The sequence below is a fragment of the Lactiplantibacillus plajomi genome, from assembly GCF_005405405.1.
Lineage (GTDB): Bacteria > Bacillota > Bacilli > Lactobacillales > Lactobacillaceae > Lactiplantibacillus > Lactiplantibacillus plajomi.
Window position 1 is genome coordinate 1 of sequence record NZ_BJDZ01000028.1, and the last position, 14277, is coordinate 14277.

21 protein-coding genes, 11 tRNA genes, 1 rRNA gene and 1 pseudogene are annotated in these 14277 nt (G+C 42.7%); 29 read left to right on the forward strand and 5 right to left on the reverse strand.

The features are described 5' to 3' along the window. The 12 genes from rrf to FFM82_RS10765 form a co-directional block, all read left to right on the forward strand. Nucleotides 1-99: ribosomal RNA gene (gene rrf / locus FFM82_RS10710) — 5S ribosomal RNA — on the forward strand; the annotation flags it as partial. A gap of 6 nt (nucleotides 100-105) precedes the next feature. Next, nucleotides 106-178 (forward strand) — tRNA-Asn (locus FFM82_RS10715). Nucleotides 179-195: 17 nt separating this feature from the next. Beyond that, a tRNA-Ser gene (locus FFM82_RS10720) sits at nucleotides 196-285 on the forward strand. A gap of 21 nt (nucleotides 286-306) precedes the next feature. Next, nucleotides 307-379 (forward strand) — tRNA-Glu (locus FFM82_RS10725). A 4-nt stretch (nucleotides 380-383) separates the two neighbouring features. Beyond that, nucleotides 384-456 (forward strand) — tRNA-Val (locus FFM82_RS10730). A 54-nt stretch (nucleotides 457-510) separates the two neighbouring features. Next, nucleotides 511-583, forward strand: a tRNA-Phe gene (locus FFM82_RS10735). 5 nt (nucleotides 584-588) lie between these two features. Beyond that, nucleotides 589-671, forward strand: a tRNA-Tyr gene (locus tag FFM82_RS10740). 8 nt (nucleotides 672-679) lie between these two features. Further along, nucleotides 680-753: transfer RNA gene (locus FFM82_RS10745), tRNA-Trp, on the forward strand. Between the two features lie 5 nt (nucleotides 754-758). After that, a tRNA-His gene (locus FFM82_RS10750) sits at nucleotides 759-831 on the forward strand. Nucleotides 832-838: 7 nt separating this feature from the next. After that, nucleotides 839-910, forward strand: a tRNA-Gln gene (locus FFM82_RS10755). A 22-nt stretch (nucleotides 911-932) separates the two neighbouring features. Beyond that, nucleotides 933-1003: transfer RNA gene (locus FFM82_RS10760), tRNA-Cys, on the forward strand. Nucleotides 1004-1053: 50 nt separating this feature from the next. Beyond that, nucleotides 1054-1138 (forward strand) — tRNA-Leu (locus FFM82_RS10765). 256 nt (nucleotides 1139-1394) lie between these two features. Here FFM82_RS10765 and FFM82_RS10770 read toward each other — a convergent pair. The 5 genes from FFM82_RS10770 to FFM82_RS10790 form a co-directional block, all read right to left on the reverse strand. Beyond that, the gene (locus FFM82_RS10770; protein ID WP_170178282.1) at nucleotides 1395-2510 is read right to left on the reverse strand and encodes a tyrosine-type recombinase/integrase; all 1116 of its coding nucleotides are present in this window, start codon (nucleotides 2508-2510) and stop codon (nucleotides 1395-1397) included. A gap of 178 nt (nucleotides 2511-2688) precedes the next feature. Beyond that, a complete protein-coding gene (locus tag FFM82_RS10775) occupies nucleotides 2689-3339 on the reverse strand; it encodes a DUF3862 domain-containing protein (protein WP_137645818.1) in 651 nt (216 codons plus the stop codon). 97 nt (nucleotides 3340-3436) lie between these two features. Beyond that, nucleotides 3437-3844 (reverse strand): hypothetical protein, encoded by a 408-nt coding sequence (locus FFM82_RS10780; protein ID WP_137645819.1) that lies wholly within the window; start codon nucleotides 3842-3844, stop codon nucleotides 3437-3439. 8 nt (nucleotides 3845-3852) lie between these two features. Next, entirely contained in the window at nucleotides 3853-4329 is a 477-nt protein-coding gene (locus FFM82_RS10785) for a hypothetical protein (RefSeq protein WP_137645820.1), read from the reverse strand. Between the two features lie 9 nt (nucleotides 4330-4338). After that, nucleotides 4339-4746, reverse strand: a complete 408-nt coding sequence (locus tag FFM82_RS10790; RefSeq protein WP_137645821.1) for a helix-turn-helix domain-containing protein — start codon at nucleotides 4744-4746, stop codon at nucleotides 4339-4341. A 252-nt stretch (nucleotides 4747-4998) separates the two neighbouring features. On the opposite strand from FFM82_RS10790, the gene FFM82_RS10795 reads away from it, so the two are divergent. The 17 genes and pseudogenes from FFM82_RS10795 to FFM82_RS10875 all read left to right on the forward strand — a co-directional run bounded on the left by FFM82_RS10795 (nucleotide 4999) and on the right by FFM82_RS10875 (nucleotide 14257). Continuing rightward, nucleotides 4999-5208 (forward strand): helix-turn-helix domain-containing protein, encoded by a 210-nt coding sequence (locus FFM82_RS10795; RefSeq protein WP_137645822.1) that lies wholly within the window; start codon nucleotides 4999-5001, stop codon nucleotides 5206-5208. A gap of 17 nt (nucleotides 5209-5225) precedes the next feature. Beyond that, a complete protein-coding gene (locus FFM82_RS10800) occupies nucleotides 5226-5993 on the forward strand; it encodes a phage antirepressor (RefSeq protein ID WP_137645823.1) in 768 nt (255 codons plus the stop codon). A 71-nt stretch (nucleotides 5994-6064) separates the two neighbouring features. Further along, nucleotides 6065-6346, forward strand: a complete 282-nt coding sequence (locus tag FFM82_RS10805; RefSeq protein WP_137645824.1) for a hypothetical protein — start codon at nucleotides 6065-6067, stop codon at nucleotides 6344-6346. A 155-nt stretch (nucleotides 6347-6501) separates the two neighbouring features. After that, nucleotides 6502-6762: a hypothetical protein gene (locus FFM82_RS10810; protein WP_137645825.1), complete on the forward strand. Its 261-nt coding sequence runs from the start codon at nucleotides 6502-6504 to the stop codon at nucleotides 6760-6762. Next, entirely contained in the window at nucleotides 6752-6967 is a 216-nt protein-coding gene (locus FFM82_RS10815) for a hypothetical protein (protein ID WP_137645826.1), read from the forward strand. The genes FFM82_RS10810 and FFM82_RS10815 overlap by 11 nt, the downstream gene beginning before the upstream one ends. Nucleotides 6968-7130: 163 nt before the next feature. Beyond that, entirely contained in the window at nucleotides 7131-7586 is a 456-nt protein-coding gene (locus FFM82_RS10820) for a hypothetical protein (RefSeq protein ID WP_137645827.1), read from the forward strand. Beyond that, on the forward strand, nucleotides 7586-7768 hold the full coding sequence (locus FFM82_RS10825) for a hypothetical protein (RefSeq protein WP_137645828.1): 183 nt from the start codon (nucleotides 7586-7588) through the stop codon (nucleotides 7766-7768). The genes FFM82_RS10820 and FFM82_RS10825 overlap by 1 nt, the downstream gene beginning before the upstream one ends. Then, nucleotides 7768-8631, forward strand: coding sequence for a DUF1351 domain-containing protein (locus FFM82_RS10830; RefSeq protein ID WP_137645829.1), 864 nt, complete (start codon nucleotides 7768-7770; stop codon nucleotides 8629-8631). The genes FFM82_RS10825 and FFM82_RS10830 overlap by 1 nt, the downstream gene beginning before the upstream one ends. Then, nucleotides 8628-9380 (forward strand): ERF family protein, encoded by a 753-nt coding sequence (locus tag FFM82_RS10835; protein ID WP_137645830.1) that lies wholly within the window; start codon nucleotides 8628-8630, stop codon nucleotides 9378-9380. Before FFM82_RS10830 ends, FFM82_RS10835 begins: the two co-directional genes overlap by 4 nt. Continuing rightward, on the forward strand, nucleotides 9380-9823 hold the full coding sequence (locus tag FFM82_RS10840) for a single-stranded DNA-binding protein (RefSeq protein ID WP_137645831.1): 444 nt from the start codon (nucleotides 9380-9382) through the stop codon (nucleotides 9821-9823). Before FFM82_RS10835 ends, FFM82_RS10840 begins: the two co-directional genes overlap by 1 nt. Before the next feature lie 14 nt (nucleotides 9824-9837). After that, the gene (locus FFM82_RS10845) at nucleotides 9838-10530 is read left to right on the forward strand and encodes a putative HNHc nuclease (protein WP_137645832.1); all 693 of its coding nucleotides are present in this window, start codon (nucleotides 9838-9840) and stop codon (nucleotides 10528-10530) included. A 199-nt stretch (nucleotides 10531-10729) separates the two neighbouring features. Next, nucleotides 10730-11482, forward strand: coding sequence for a conserved phage C-terminal domain-containing protein (locus tag FFM82_RS10850; protein ID WP_137645833.1), 753 nt, complete (start codon nucleotides 10730-10732; stop codon nucleotides 11480-11482). Further along, nucleotides 11482-12267: an ATP-binding protein gene (locus tag FFM82_RS10855; RefSeq protein WP_137645834.1), complete on the forward strand. Its 786-nt coding sequence runs from the start codon at nucleotides 11482-11484 to the stop codon at nucleotides 12265-12267. The genes FFM82_RS10850 and FFM82_RS10855 overlap by 1 nt, the downstream gene beginning before the upstream one ends. A gap of 135 nt (nucleotides 12268-12402) precedes the next feature. Next, nucleotides 12403-12720: a hypothetical protein gene (locus tag FFM82_RS10860; RefSeq protein WP_137645835.1), complete on the forward strand. Its 318-nt coding sequence runs from the start codon at nucleotides 12403-12405 to the stop codon at nucleotides 12718-12720. A 15-nt stretch (nucleotides 12721-12735) separates the two neighbouring features. After that, nucleotides 12736-12999, forward strand: a pseudogene (locus FFM82_RS10865) (SAM-dependent methyltransferase); the annotation flags it as partial. 14 nt (nucleotides 13000-13013) lie between these two features. Further along, nucleotides 13014-13514, forward strand: coding sequence for a hypothetical protein (locus FFM82_RS10870; protein ID WP_137645836.1), 501 nt, complete (start codon nucleotides 13014-13016; stop codon nucleotides 13512-13514). A gap of 479 nt (nucleotides 13515-13993) precedes the next feature. Next, nucleotides 13994-14257, forward strand: a complete 264-nt coding sequence (locus FFM82_RS10875) for a DUF6275 family protein (protein ID WP_063732526.1) — start codon at nucleotides 13994-13996, stop codon at nucleotides 14255-14257. Nucleotides 14258-14277 lie beyond the last annotated feature (20 nt).

The window sequence follows — 14277 nt, forward strand, 5'->3', positions numbered from 1 at the left end:
AAGGATACACCTGTTCCCATGTCGAACACAGAAGTTAAGCTTCTTAGCGCCGAGAGTAGTTGGGGGATCGCTCCCTGCGAGGGTAGGACGTTGCCATGCGATTATTCCGACATAGCTCAGTTGGTAGAGCGCTTGACTGTTAATCAAGATGTCGACGGTTCGAGCCCGCCTGTCGGAGTTATCTACGTAAGCCATGGAGAGTTGTCCGAGTGGCTGAAGGAGCAGCATTGGAAATGCTGTAAACGGGTTATACCTGTTTCAAGGGTTCGAATCCCTTACTCTCCGTTAGTTAGATATTTATATTATGACCCCTTGGTCAAGTGGTTTAAGACACTGCCCTTTCACGGCAGTAACATGGGTTCGAATCCCGTAGGGGTCATTATGGAGGATTAGCTCAGTTGGGAGAGCGTCTGCCTTACAAGCAGAGGGTCACAGGTTCGAGCCCTGTATCCTCCATCTGATGACTTAGATCATCACTAATAGAATAATTACCATCATGAAGAATGTTATGGCTCGGTAGCTCAGTCGGTAGAGCAATGGATTGAAGCTCCATGTGTCGGCGGTTCGATTCCGTCCCGCGCCATTTATGGAGGGGTAGCGAAGTCTGGCTAAACGCGGCGGACTGTAAATCCGCTCCTTCGGGTTCGGTGGTTCGAATCCACTCCCCTCCATTCTTTATAGGGATATAGTTTAATGGTAGAACAACGGTCTCCAAAACCGTCGGTGTGGGTTCAACTCCTACTATCCCTGCCATGATGGCGGTAGTGGCGAAGTGGTTAACGCACCGGATTGTGGCTCCGGCACGCGTGGGTTCGATTCCCACCTACCGCCCTTTGATTGGGTTATAGCCAAGTGGTAAGGCAATGGACTTTGACTCCATCATGCGCTGGTTCGAATCCAGCTAACCCAGTTGGGTTCGGGCATAAAATGATGGCGGTATAGCCAAGTGGTAAGGCAGAGGTCTGCAAAACCTTCATCACCGGTTCAAATCCGGTTACCGCCTTTCCTGAAAAGGTTATAATCCTGATCAGTATTTCAACCCATATTTATTTTGCCGGCGTGGCGGAATTGGCAGACGCGCTGGACTCAAAATCCAGTTCCCGTTGAGGGAGTATCGGTTCGACCCCGATCGCCGGTACTTTGAAGCTCACAGATAGCTTTAGGTACCTTTAAAAAGTCGTTATATCGTTGATATAACGGCTTTTTTATTTTTGTTAATGTCATGGAACGTCACCTAACGTCATGCTTTGGTGCCATTTTGGTGCCACCTTGCAAAATAGTAGGGGACGATCTGTATAAATCCAACCGAGTGTTCTAAACGTAATAGTATCAAGTGATTGCTTAGTCATGGTGCCACTAGTTGGCACCATAATGGAGCCACTTTTGGTGCCAGTCTAAAACTGCTCAAGTACATCGTTTATTTTTTCTTGTTGAGTCTGTTCTAATTCTAAAATGACGTGTGCGTAAACTCGTTGTGTGATACCAACGTCGGAGTGACCAAGGCGATGACTGATAACATAGATGGATACATCCTTATATATTAGATAGCTTGCATGAGTATGTCGCAGGCCGTGAAACGTGATTCTTCTAATACCTATTTTGTTGTGAATACGAGTTAAGAGCTGGTTTACGGCAGAGTTAGAAGGTACCTTACCATTCTTTCCAAGAAACATCAGATGATGCATATCAGTAATTTTAAGACTGATTTGATCGCGATGAAACCTATCCAAGGCAGTGGCTAATTCTTTAGTAATTGTAATGGTCCTTTTTGAAGCTTGGGTCTTGGTTGGCAGGAAGCCATAGTCGTCCTTATAATCCAGTGTCTTATTGATTGTAATCGTAAGATGCTTGTAGTCAATGCAGTCCCAAGTCATACCAGCAACTTCGGAATATCTAGCACCAGTAAGCAAGCCAAAGAGTACCATTAGAGCACCCACATTATTAATACCGGCTTTAGGTAGAATATATTCCTTGAGTTTAGTCATATCGGAAACGTTTAAAAAGTTGATGGCTGCGTCTGCATCATCACTTTTAGTTAATGGTATTTTAGTATGCTTGGTAAAGTTTTTCCGCAAAATATCATCATCAACCGCATATTCTACGCATGATCTGCAGTGACCAGCAATCTTTGCTACCGTTTCACGAGCAAACTGCTTAGCTAAATGGTTTAGAAACTGTTGATAGCGCGATTTTGTTACCTTAACTATTGGCATTCTCTGGAAGTACAAATCGACTTGATTCAGTGTATATTCGTAATTACGTCTAGTTGCTGGTGCAACGCTTTCTTTTTTGTAGGTTTCGTACCAACTAAGCATATAGTTATAGAAACTAATATCCGACTGTGCGATATTCTCACCCGACAATTTACGTACCTCTTGCTGCTGCGCGTATAATTGGGCTTCCATTTTTGTGCGAAAGCCAGACTTTCTCAAAAAATGACGTTTTCCAAAATCATCGTAGTATGAAACTCTAACGTTATATCCGTTTTTTCCTTTAACAATTGTTGCCATTATATTCATCCTTTCATCCGACCTAGGCAGGGCATGGGATTTTTAGGATGTTATCGGCATCACCTCCTTATATGTGGTAAAATTATGTATACAAAAAGTGTGGATTATCCCACTAATGTAGCTGCACATTCCATTATCTTGGCGGGTAGGGGAATGTGCTTTTGTTATTCAGAATTGCTTAGAAGCTAGTCTTAGTAGTTGAAATCAACTTATTATTAGTGAACGTGAACGTAACAGAAGCACCAGTCTTTCCCTTAATGCTAGTGTAATTAAGAATTTGAGCACTTAAAGCGCCGGATCCTGACATGGACTCAGCATTAGGAGTACCTAGTTTCGATTCTACAGATTCTAATGAATCACCAGTTTTGATATTCTTGATTGAGTCTGAAGTAACCTTACTATTTGGTGTTAACTTGGCATTTGTGTAAGCTTTTGCAACAGCTTGTTTACCGTAAAAACTAACGCTAACTGAAGCACCACTTAAACTCTTGCCAACGTTTGTCCAAGTGTATTGGGTAGCTTTTTTGTCCAATCCAGTAATGCTAGTTTCAGTACTCTGATCAGATTTACCAAACATGGATTCAACGGCACTTTTGCTGGTCGAGGTGCCACCATTAGGCAGGGCAACTTTGATGCTCTTATAATTTTCGAGTGAGATTTCTTTCTTAGCACTCGTTGAAGATGACTTCTTAACGGTCTTTGTTGTGCTTTTAGCTGAGCTTTCTTTAGTACTAGAATCAGATGATGATTCCTTTGAGCTGCCACAAGCAGTTAAAGTTGCCCCTGTTAGTAGTAAGACCCCTAATGTTGCTACTTTTTTCATGTTCATTTACATTGCCTCCAATGATATAATTATTTTGTAAATACGTACCATTGTTAACTACGTCCTACTGTTACCAGCAGTGGGGCGTTTTCATTTGAAATAATCATTCCTTAGATTGTAGTTCGTATACTCTTTCAATACGTTCTTGAAAGTTTCTTGATGCTACGCCAGGATTATGATGTCGTTTTTGTGCTTGTATTCCTATTTCTAGTATTTGTATTTCTTCGTTGTATCTTTTTTGGCGACGATATAGTTTTGCCATTGTGTCAAACACTCCGGGTAGCCAGTTATCATGATCAATTATTTTTTTACCGTAACTCTCAGCGGCGATGTAGTTTTTATTGCGCCATAAATCATAAAGTTTCCTACATTCAATTTGATACTGTTCAATGCGACGGTCATCCATTTCAATTTCAGTAAAAACTTTCTCGGTAGTACTGTTAGTAGCTGATTTTTTGGAATGCTGTTTAATGTTGGTTAGGTAATTGACGATTCTTTTGAATGATTGCATGGGTGGCCTCACTTATAGAATTGATGTTTGGGTATCTTGATATTGAGGGCTTCTTCAGCAACGTTTCCGGCTTCAAATAAAAACTTAGGTTTGAGGTTGCATGTTTCACCAAAACGAACGACATCGAAATCCGCGGGCTCAAGACCAGTTTGGTTCATGTAGTGCCTAACCATGATATAGAAGGCACCGTGATTAGCTCGGGCTTCTATTTTACTATTAGAGACCATACTAGCATCAATAAGAGGCTCGGAGGTTGAATCAAGTAAGCAGTGCATAATCTCGTGGCACTTTGAGAAAACTATCGAATAAGCCTTACTATTGACGAAGAAAGTTCGCGTCAATGGAAGGGAGTAACCGCTAACATTATCCGGTAGGTCACTCACGAGACGATAATCCAATTCGTAGTGACTGATTAGATAATCTGGGTCCCACGTTCCTATCTTATCGATATCGGTAAGCGCTTCGTCCAATGTATCATAAATCATCTAATCACTTCATTTCTTATCAATTTTCTTTCCATCATCGCCATAACTACCGAACTTACGAAGCCGGTCCTGACCTTCCTTACTCTCTAAGTAGGTTTTTACCAGGGCACGAATAGCAGCCTGGTCCTCATCGGAGAGGGCATGATCGCGTGATGTCAGCATGGCTGACGAATCAACGATTTCGTTCACGTCGATGTGCTTGGGCTCGTTTGTAGAATTTTTGCTAATATTGTCTCCAATCAATTCTGCGACGGTGACATTTAAAACTCTTGCGACTTTTTGTAAGCTTGCAGTGCTGGGAGTTTTAGTATCCCAACGATAAATACTATTTTTGCCCAAATCAGCTTTTTCAGCTAGGGTTTGCAGTGACCAGCCCCGCTGCTTAGAAAGTTTTTTTATTCTTTCTAACGTTGTCATATCAACACTCCTAAGGGTATTGATGAAAAGGATTATCCCTAGTGGTAGAAAATCATTTGACTTTTTATCACGAATGATTGATAATGTATTCATCAAGTAATTGAGCAACAAAAAACTAGCAACTTCAAAGCTCAACTTTGGCGAGAACAGCAAGAAGAAGGTTTTTATGTGCTTATTTCTTATACCCTGATTTTATCATAAGTGGTAGAAAATGCAATAACTTGATGAATAAATTACTAAGGAGGGTAGAAAATGACCGAAGAAAAAATGATTATTGGGGCGAAGGCAATTACCAGTAAAATTAAAATTCGTCTACTTGAACGAGGCATGAGCCAAGTTGAATTAGCAGAATTAATTGGCGAAGGGCCTACCCAACTGAATCGTGCGATTCATGCCGATACGTCACCAAAGTCAGTTAGAATTCGCCAGAAGATTTACAAGGTTTTAGATATCAATAATTAATAAGGAGATGATTAGTTTTGAACGCATTAAAACCATTTAGCTTTGAGGGTAAGCAGGTACGAACAGTGTTGGTTGATAATGAACCCTATTTTGTTGGCAAGGATTCAGCGTTAGCAATTGGGTACACGGATTTAAGTTTTAGAAATGCGATTAAGTCCCATGTTAAAAGCAAGTACAAAAGGGAGTGTCAAATCAACACCCCCTCAGGAACGCAAACAATGATTGTAATTTCTGAACCGGGCATTTATCAACTGGCCAGTCAAAGTAAGCTTCCAAGTGCTGAGCCGTTTCAAGATTTTGTTTACGAACAAGTTTTGCCATCTATCCGCAAGAGCGGCGTTTACATGACCGATAAGACGGCTTATGACATTACACACGACAAAGACGCGCTGGGCGACTTGCTGTTACAAGCAGGTAGCCAGCTTAAACAAAAAGACTTAGTTATCAAAGAGTTGCAGCCGAAAGCAGACTACACTGACCGAATGTTAGCCAATCAGGGGCTGGAAACAATCTCGATGATTGCCAAGAACTATGGTTACTCAACGCGAGAATTTAATAAGCTGCTGCATGGCTTGGGCATCCAATACAAACAAGGCCAGACTTGGCTACTGTATGCAAAGTACCAGAACGAAGGCTACACGCACGTTGAACCATACGAGTACACGAATAGCGATGGTATTAAGAAGGTACGCAACACAATGAAGTGGACACAATCGGGGCAAAAATTCTTATACGACTTTTTGAAGTCAAGGGGAATCATGCCACTAGTTGAACAACTGGTATAAAGCTGCGTGTCCAAATTGAACATGCAGACCGAAATGTTATGAAGTATGGCTATTGAAGGAGGGTGATATGGATGAATATCGGTCTGGATCCTGAATCAACACGTCGATTTCTGGATAGAATCGTTAATCGGATAGCAGTTGCTTTACTCCCGGCTGTTCGAGAACGGTTGTTAGGTGATGAATTGCTCAATAAAAGTGAGTTAGGAGACTGGCTTGGGGTTTCTCCCACAATCTTAACCAAGAGCTTTCTAACAAAGCCAGGGTTTCCTTACTACATGGTTGGGAGTGACCGCCGTTACTGGAAACGAGCAGTAATCAAATATTTAGATGAACATCAAGAATTTAGTGATTAATTGGCCTAGGCAGGGCATGGAAAAAGTTAGGAGAACAATCATGATTGTGCTACCAGATTGGGTGTTTACGGCGCTAGTTACCTGGGTAATTACGGCACTGTGGTTTAAGCGACACGAGATTAAGAACTGGTTTGGAATTTAAGGAGGCGTTTTATATGGAATATACGGATGAGATTAACTATGCACTAAAGGCGCGTGATCAGCGTGCAATTGATGAAAACGAAAAGGAATTGTTGATGACGATTCAGTTTACGTTGAACGCTAAGTTCACGAAACCGGGTTCAAAACGGTACAGTCAGCAGTTTCTGGAAGCACTGGTACTTGCTGGTATCGACTGTTACAAACCACAGGCGAGTGAGGACGGTAAATGGCATTTTGAATTACCGCGATTAGAAGGTGATGTTGATGAAGGTTGAGGTTGGGGATCGCGTGACTTATCCCAGCGTGTATTCGTCTGGACGAGTATTAATTAAGGGCGGTATTGGTGAAGTCATGGCCATTAAGCAAGACTACTTTGGCAAATCATCGCGCAGAATTGCAGTTGTGCAGGCTGGTAAGAATAGGTTTGATCTATTTCTGGATGTTTTAGAACGGGTTAATCGAGGAGGCAGTAAGTTATGAGAAAGGTATCACGGAAACCGTTTGAGGTTTGGCTTAAACAACAAAATACCCACGACCGGGTGCAACCAGTCGCAGGTACCGCGTTAGACGCATATTTCATCAAATTACGTGTCTATCATACGCTTAAACCGACTTTATGGCAACGTCTTTGGGGGTGGCTGGGATGATTGCTACTCAGACCGATTTTGATAAATTCAGTAATTTGAGTAAACCTAGGTACGACTTTACAAAGTACATCTCAATTAGTACGCCAAAAAAGAATATCAGCGTAACTGTTCCGCTGCTGACACTGGATAGTAAGAAAGCATATTTTAATGCGGCCTGCAAAAAAATGTTAGCTGGCTTTCGTTTTGTTACCTTCGGCTACTATGATGGCAAATTATTGCTGACGTTCATGCGAAATGGTGAAGGTAATGAAGGTGCAAATAAGCTGTCAACTTTGGGTAAAAGTTCGTTACAAACTGGATTTTCATATCTCGCTAAAAAGTTGGGTCAGAAAACAGACGCTGTTAATCTGGATGCTTTTGTCTACAAGTACAAGCTTACAATGGTTGATCAACAGCACGCAATTATTGACTTATCAGAAGTTAATAGTAAGCGGCGAAAGGGTGAAAAATGATGGATTCTATCAGTAAAAAAATGAATCAGATTAAAATTCAGAAAATGGGTATTGGACTGGTAAATGCACCTAGTCCGAAAGAACCAAAAACGCAGCGATTCTTAACTGCAACTTTGTTTGAGGCTTACAAAGAGCTTGATTGTTTGGAACATGAATTAAATCAACTACGGGGGTTCGAATAATGGTAAATGAAGTGATTAATTTACCGGACTATTCAGTAAACTATCAACCTGCGCCTATTGAGATTAACAACTACGAAGGTTTGCAGGCGGCGATTGTTCAATACATGAAACGCTATTCCGACTTGGTGATTACGGATGCCAACGCTGCTGAAACCAAGAAGCTTCGGGCAAAGCTTAACAGACTTAAGAGAGCCTTGGACGAGCGACGTAAGGAAATTAAGAAGGACTATAATGGTCCGCTTAAGGAGTTCGAAGCAAAGGTTAAGGCGCTCGAAGCCAATATTGATGACGTGATTCAGCCGATTGATACTGGACTGAGCGAGCTGGAAGCACAGCGTAAGCAACAAAAAGAAAACGAAGTACGCAATTTGATTGCGGCAATGGCCCCCGCTTATGACGTCGAAATTGACGAAATTGAGCTGGACCCTAAATGGCTGAACAAGACACTAAAGGGGCGTCCCTTAACCGACGAAGTTGCATCGGTCATGAAGTCAGTGAAAGATGCTAAAGACAAACTAGCGACTGAAACTGCAATGGTCACCAAGTATGCGCAAGCGGTTGATGTGGATCCAATGCCGTGGATTGACCAGCTTAAACAGGGACAGGATGTCCAGTATTTGCTGACAGGTATTGATAACCAAGTTGCACAGGCTAAGAAGCGGGAAGAACAGCGACGCTTACGTGCCGAAGCTGCGGCTGAACATCAACAGGAAACGAGCACCGGTAAGATTGTTGATACTGATACCGGTGAGGTTATTTCTGTAGTTCGGACGCTGAAGATAACGGCCACTAAGGACCAAATGTGGGACTTAGCAAGCTATATGAGAAAGCACGGTATCAAGTTTGAGGCGGTGAACTCATGACGGAAAAGCAGGTTGAATCACAAGTGTCATTTAAGATTGCGCCTGAAAAGCGCGTGGAACTACAAGCTGCCTTTTTTGCAGGACTAACGAAGTTTAGAGAGCAAGTCAAGGCGCCCGCCAAGAACGGTCATGTCGGTTATGCGACTAAGGGTGGTAACAAGGCTTACGATTACGTCCTTTTAGACGATTTGATTAAGTCAATTGACATGGGACTGAAAGGTACGGGTATCGCTTGGTATCAGGAAGCTGAGGCGGACCAGAAAGCCATTCGTGTTCGGACTGTTCTCACACATAAGGACGGGTACATGTACCAGTCTCCATGGATGAGTTTCTCAACGAACGGTCAACCACAGAGCGCCGGTAGTGCAATCACTTACGCAAAACGTTATTCACTAGGCACCTCATTTGGTGTGAGCTCTGAAGCGGATGACGATGGTGAAGCAACTGGTAAAGGACAGGCATCGGGTAATAGTTCTCATCAGTATGGAAGTAACCAACGTCGTCCAAACAGAGGCACTCAACAACGTAGTAATCGAAATAGTGGCAATTCTGATAATGGTCCGTTAAAGCAAGCCATGCGACAGATTGAGTTAATTAGTCAAGCAACCGGGCGTGATCAAGCTGAAATTTATCAAGAGTTAATCGGCCAAACTGGGTACGCTGACTCAGAACTGAACAATACCAGTAATGCTGTGAAATTTTTCAACGCGGCAAAACAAATGCGTCATAATTTGGAAGGTGGAAATTAATGAATTTAGTTAGTTTATATGGTCGGGTAGCTAACGACTTAGAATTGCGTTATACAAATAGCGGTAAGGCAGTCGTTCAATTTTCGATTGCCGTTCGAGGGTATAACGATAAAAGCAACTTCATTCGTTGTCAAGCATGGGAAAAGCGAGCAGAGAATTTGGCAAATTATTTTCACAAAGGGAGTCGAATCGGCGTGACGGGTCAGTTAGTGAGTGGACGTTATGACAAGGACGGTCAGACACACTATACGCAAGATGTAGTCGTGAATACGTTTGATTTTGTGGATAGCAAGCAGGAGTCTCAGCGCTTGAATCACGGTAATGACGAAGCAATCGATACAGCTGCTAGTCGTACAAATAGCAAAATTGGCAATACCAAGCGTGGACCGTTTGAGAATAATGGCAATCAGATAGATATCAGCGATGATGATGTACCGTTTTAGTTGGGGTGATTTAGATGCAACGGTCCCGGACGGAACTAGTTGTTCATAACGGTAAGTACTGGCTTGCTACAGAGTTGGACAAGAAGCCAAATTTAGAGCATATCGAGACGGTTAGCGGCTCAACCGACCAATTCTATATGGACTGGGAATTAGCTGACACGCGCAAAGCCAGGCCACAGCAGCGGCGCTTATTCTTTGCATTGCTCAATGACATTGCGGATTGGTCAGTAGTTCCACACGATTATTTGAAGTCAATGTTCTATTTGCAATACGCAACTTACACCAAAGGCAAGCAAATCAGCCTGTCAGACACCACAGAATCAAGTGTAAGCGATGCAAATGTACTATTAGACCTAGTTATCGACTTCATGTTTGAATGGCACGTACCGTTTAAGCGTGGCTATGAGCTACTACCGCGCGACCAAGAATATTATCTGTTCGAGTGCTGCCGTCACCGAGTTTGCATGATTTGTGGCGGGCGAGCGGATATCCATCATGTCGATGTGATTGGGTCCGGGTTAAATCGAACGCACGTTGATCACAGCAAGCGACACGTTATTGCATTGTGTCGGCGGCATCATGGTGAAATTGAGCAGATTGGAGCAAAGGCGTTTAGTGCTAAGTATCATGTTCCAGTGGGCGGTATCAAGTTAGATAGAGAAACGTTAAAACGAATTGGCTTGAGAGGTAAGTACAGCAGTGACTAATACACCGAGCGGGTGGAAGGCCCGTGATTGGAGGAGATTATGGTTTACGTATTGTTAGTAAATGGCGCGGCTGCAGCAGTTTATTCGACATTGACGGAAGCAAGAACCGATAAGAAACGATTACAGAAGAGAATTCAGAATTTGGCTGTTCAAGCAGTTCCATATCGGACCAAGTCAGTTCTAAGTTGAGGTGGGGCGAATGGCACAAAGAAGAATGTTTAGCAAGCAGATCACCGAAACTGATTTGTTCATGGATTTACCATTATCCGCGCAAGCCCTTTATTTGCACCTCATGATGAATGCTGATGATGACGGATTCTTGGGTAATGCAAGAACAATTCTAAGGATGGTTAGCGCTAGCAATGATGATTATAAATTATTGATAGCTAAACAATTTGTCATTGTCTTTGATGATGGTGTGGCTGTGATTAAAGATTGGCGGATTCATAACTATATTCGTAAAGACCGGTATCGCTCGACTATTTATGTTGATCATAAACGGGAATTATCAGTTGACGAAAACCAGTCATACCAACAATTAGAGCCTGGTATACCAGATGTCATACCAAATGTATCCAGAATGGATACCCAGGTTAGGTTAGGTAAGGATAGGTTAGGTAAGGGTAGTAAAGAACATAGTCCGGCTGAAGCCGAACCGTTCGACTGGAAATCCGTAATCGACTATCTAAACCAGCAGGCAGGCAAGCGGTTTAGGTACACAGAGAGTAATAAGAGAATCATAGTTGCCAGACACAATGACGGTGGCTTTACAGTCGACGACATGAAAACAGTCATTGATAATCAGTGCGCGGCTTGGTTGCATAGCAGAATAAAGGGAAAGCCAGCAGCGCAATATTTAAGACCGGAAACGTTGTTTAGAGCGTCAAAATTTGAGGGCTATTTAAATAATCGCCCCAAAGAGTCGGAAAAGGATTGGTTTGGTGATGATTGATGAATAAAGTCGGGAAACTGATTGACCAACGTTTAGTGGCCAAAGTAATTAAGCAGAAGAATATTGATCCAAGTAAATTACCAACGGTCGAGGAACTGAATAAACGGACGGTTGACATGGCCCAAAGAAGTGTTGAATCCAATCGACAACGTTATTACTATCGCATGAGTGTTTGGTCAGGTAACGTTCCATTACGATTTAAGTTCAGCGACTGGCAGGTTGATGCCCAACGTAATCAGGTAAAGGCTAAACAACTAGGAAATCAAGCGTTTGTATTGGCGAAAGAAATGATTACCAAGCCGTTTAATGTAGCCATGGTTGGTGATCGGGGCGTGGGCAAGACTGCACTAGCTCTGGCAATGATGTCACAACTCATGCAATGTGGCAAAACGGCAATGTTTGTATCAACTGCAGAGCTGCTACGGTTGGTAAATGACAGGTACTCAGCCAACGACGTTCAGGAGCGGTTGATGTACATCGCAAAGGACATGAAGTCGGTGGACGTGTTGGTGCTTGATGACTTCGGAACGGAAGGTGGTAAGCCGACGGAGAGTGGCTATTACAAGCCGGTTCACAAGGACCTGCAAACGCTAATGTACCAGGTCGCTAATGCACGGGTAGACTTCGAGCATAACAGGGCCCGATACAGCACTATCATCACGACTAACAATTCCCGTGATCAGTTACGAGATATGTACGATAAGAAAACGATTGACCGTTTATTTACCAAGAACAGTGAGCACCGCTTGGTATTTGATGGTATGAAAGGGGTACGGAACGTATGACATGTAGACTTTGTAATGGCAACAAGGTGGTATATAGCCCAGTGGGGGCTTATGGGGTCACAGTTGGCCCTTGCCCGAATTGCACGGATGTTATTCACGAGCACTACGAACATGAGCTAGAAAGGAAGTTGGCTTATGACGGCGAAGGCAGGTTGGTTGGATGTTATGAGCGAGCTGCAAGCCATTGAGGCACGACATGGTAGTGTGCTGAAGGCACCCAAGTCAGAAGTAGATTATCTGCACAAGATGCAGGGTATCAAGGACCTTGATATTAAGTACGTGGAAATGACAAGACACGAGTACAACGTGCTCAAGAAAGCCCTGGAGCATAGAATTACAGTTCGCTTTGCGCAGATTCAATTGGGGTATAGCAGCTCATGGGTGCGATACCGCTTGGGTGCTATTCGCAATGGGCAGTATCTTATTACAGATTTAGACGAGAAAGAGGAATGAGATTGAAGTTTACAATACTTGCGAAGCGCTGGAAAATCATCATGGTTAGCTAAGAAGTACGGCACGCTCGATGAAACATGGCCTTTTGACTTGCGTCAGGGATTTATTGAGTGTATGCGAGTTTTGAAGCCGCATGGCACGTTAATTTTTAAGTGGAACGAAGAGCAAATTAAGTTGAGCGAACTGTTAGATGCCATTGGTTATCTGCCATTATTCGGTGATAAGCGTGGGAAAACGCACTGGCTTGTATTTATGAAAGTAACCGTAGATGTTAGCTAGAAAGGAGCGACTGTATGGAACAAAAGTTAATTCGTGAGATAACAAAGTTAGTTACTGACCTTGTACACGATGAACGTAAACGACAATTTCAGAATGAGCAGACATGGAGAGTTAAGAATACTAGGTTATTGCTGAAAAATTATGATATTTTGAAAGAGCATTCGAGGGACATCGATACAGACATTGATCGTTATTTGAAGGACGTATTTAACGCGGATGATTTAAAGTTGCGTAGTGTCATGGGCTATAAGGCACGTACAAATAAGATGATGGAGTACACGGACTTAATGCTACAAGCTTACAAAAATTATGCCAAGAAACGTGATTTAGCAGTTCAACGGCGATATTTTGTCATTCAAAATATGTACATCAATCCGCAGAAATGGACGTTCATGAAAATCGCTGACTATTTTGATGTCTCGGAAAAGACGATTAAGCGCGATCAAAAAGAAGCAATTCAAGAGTTTTCGATATTCTTATTTGGGATTGTTAGCTTAGAAGAGATGGTTAGCTAATTGTCCCAATCGTGTCCAGACAATGTCCCTTTTTAGATGGTATATTGATAGCGTGAATGAGTGGGAAGATACGACCATTAATCTACTCCTTGAATGGAATTGCAGAGACAGGTATGTGTGATTGTAACCGGTACTCGGTGCCGGAAGAGGGCGGTTTGACTTTCCGTGCATGGTTCGATTCCACGCCAATCACATTGGTTGGAAGCTAAGAGCCAACCATTACGTAGCTTGAGCTCGGTTGGTTGAGCACTGAACTAGATGTTTAGGAGCGCTGGTTCGAAACCAGCAGGTTACGTTAAAAAAACTGAGATGGTTGGTAACCGGTGACGGTAAGCCGACTAGCAGGTGCCTTAGAGCGCCTTATGCTACAGATATGATCTATGATGCCCGGCTAGATAAGTGGTACAAGGATAAGAAGCGTCGCGCTAAACGGCATGGCGCTTTTAGTTTGGAGAAAAATAAAAAGGTGGTAATTAAGAATGAACGATGTTGAATTTACAAGTAAATGCAAAGCCTTAGTGCTGGACTACGCTAATGAACATTTAGATGTAACTGATGGAAAACAAATCACTGTCGATGATGTCTTTATTGTTTGGCAAGTTAAAGCATTACAGAATAGCAAAGCGTTACTCAGCACGACGTTAAGTGATGGCATGTACTACGAGCTTACCTATAACGGTGATAAGGGTGAGATCTACCTAGACGCCTACAAAAAGTTTGAGAATCGATGCTACAAAATTTAGACTAATTAATTCCAATTAAC